This is a genomic window from Microcoleus asticus IPMA8, assembly GCF_013179805.1.
Classification (GTDB): domain Bacteria; phylum Cyanobacteriota; class Cyanobacteriia; order Cyanobacteriales; family Microcoleaceae; genus Microcoleus; species Microcoleus asticus.
In genome coordinates this window covers 1-1,733 of the sequence record NZ_SRRZ01000286.1, presented here as the reverse complement: position 1 = coordinate 1,733, position 1,733 = coordinate 1, and the positions used below count along the sequence as shown (strand labels likewise).

Annotated in this window: 3 protein-coding genes; all 3 read left to right on the top strand. The window is 45.1% G+C overall.

The features are described from left to right. Positions 1-817: Calx-beta domain-containing protein (locus E5S67_RS31885; RefSeq protein ID WP_281363614.1), on the top strand; the 817-nt coding region annotated here is incomplete at its 5' end. Between the two features lie 91 nt (positions 818-908). Next, positions 909-1,169 carry a helix-turn-helix domain-containing protein gene (locus E5S67_RS31880; protein WP_172193474.1) on the top strand — a complete coding sequence of 87 codons (261 nt, stop codon included), beginning with the start codon at positions 909-911 and terminating at the stop codon, positions 1,167-1,169. Positions 1,170-1,448: 279 nt separating this feature from the next. Then, positions 1,449-1,667, top strand: coding sequence for a transposase (locus E5S67_RS31875; RefSeq protein WP_172193471.1), 219 nt, complete (start codon positions 1,449-1,451; stop codon positions 1,665-1,667). Positions 1,668-1,733: the final 66 nt, after the last annotated feature.

The window sequence follows — 1,733 nt, the reverse complement described above, 5'->3', positions numbered from 1 at the left end:
CCCCACCGCTGCCTACGCCGCCACCTCCTTCAAAAACGATGGTTCCGACTACCTAGTGCGGAAAATTGAATATCAAGGGATTTCTAATGTGACGCCAACGCCGACGCCGACGCCGACGCCAACTCCGACGCCGACGCCCGCTCAAAACACGTTTTTCTTCAGTGCGGCTACTTACAGCGTCAACGAGGGCAACACGGCGCCGATTACGATTAATCGCAGTGGGAACCTTTCGATACCTACTACGATTTCGTTCCGCACAGGTGACCGTACTGCTCTGGCTGCGGGTTCTCAACCGGATTACAACAGTGTGGTTCAAGCGATCAATTTTGCACCCGGACAAGCTAGCGTACAAGTTCCGGTTCAAACTTTATTTGACAGTCTCACGGAGCCTACTGAAACGGTGAATTTGTTCTTGAGTGGTGGCAGTTTGGCTAGTCCGTCAGCGGCAGTTTTGAGCATTATTGATACTACTGCTGTGCCTCCGACTTTCTTCTTTTACGGTTCGTCTCCCGATCCTATTATTGATGGTGGTTCTGGAGAGTTTACGATTAATCGGACTGGCAATACTTCGGTTTCGGCTTCGATCGACTTTTTGATTGTTGCCCCTGGTGGCGATCGACCTGTGAACAACGTAGACTACAACATTACTCCATTTGCTGTGAATCCTTCGTCCGGCACGGTGAACTTTAAGCCCGGTCAAACTAGCGTTAGTCTGACGATTAACAATCTTCCTGGTTTGACTGGTGGGGTGGTGAATTTGGGCTTTGGCCCAGGTTCGATCGGCGCTCCGGCATCGACTGCAATTACTCTGCTTTAAGGCTGTTAGTAGGGCGAGGAATCCTTGCTCTACTAATACAGCATATTCTATGTGTATATGATACACTGTATTTAGTACATAAGCGAAAAAAATGAAACCTTATTCAATCGAGTTGCGCGATCAAATAGTTAAAATTTATGAACAAGGTGATACATCAATTAGAAAAGTAGCCACCAGATTTGATGTAAGCAAAGGGTTTGTTCAAAAACTCTTAAAACAAAAACGAACGACTGGTCGCGTTCAACCCCAACAACAGGGTGGAAGTCTTAAAAATGTGTTAAAATCGCGCACAAATGAATCGATCCAGAGGGTAGAAAAATATCCGGATAGCACGCTGTCAGAACCTAAGTGAATATTGGCGTTTGACTACAACGAAGCTGTCAGCCCAAGCATGATGTGGATCGAACTACAAAAACAAAATTTGACGCAAAAAAAAAGACCGTACGCAGTAGTCAGTCTGCCACTAAAAAAGTGCAAATTATCAGGTGTGAATATTAGGAAAAAGAGACAAATATTGACCCTGACAACCTCGTTTTTTTCTATGAAATGGGCGTTTTATTGGGGTTGACACGAACCCGTGCACGTTCAATATGTGGTAGTAGAGTCTACGATTTAAAACCATTTGATCGGGGTGTTCTCATTCACAGTTGTCGGAGCAATTAGCTTAAAAAAAGTAGTAGGAATGATGAAGCTCAATGGGTTAATGAATGGCACAGCTTGTGAAGTCTTTATTGAACATTTTTTAGTGCCAAACTTATGGGAGGGTGCAGTAGTTGTTATGGATAATCTACCTGCTCACAAGTTGGGGGCTATTGAACCATTAATCTGGGGGGGTGACAAAGAGACCTAAGAGCTAGGCCTAATCTGAGTTACAGCCCTCATCCCCCGTTGATAAAAGTGGCGCTTATTCGGGGTT

Excerpts from the sequence above, each read along its gene's own strand:
- E5S67_RS31880 (WP_172193474.1), top strand. The coding sequence starts at position 909 with ATGAAACCTTATTCAATCGAGTTGCGCGATCAAATAGTTAAAATTTAT.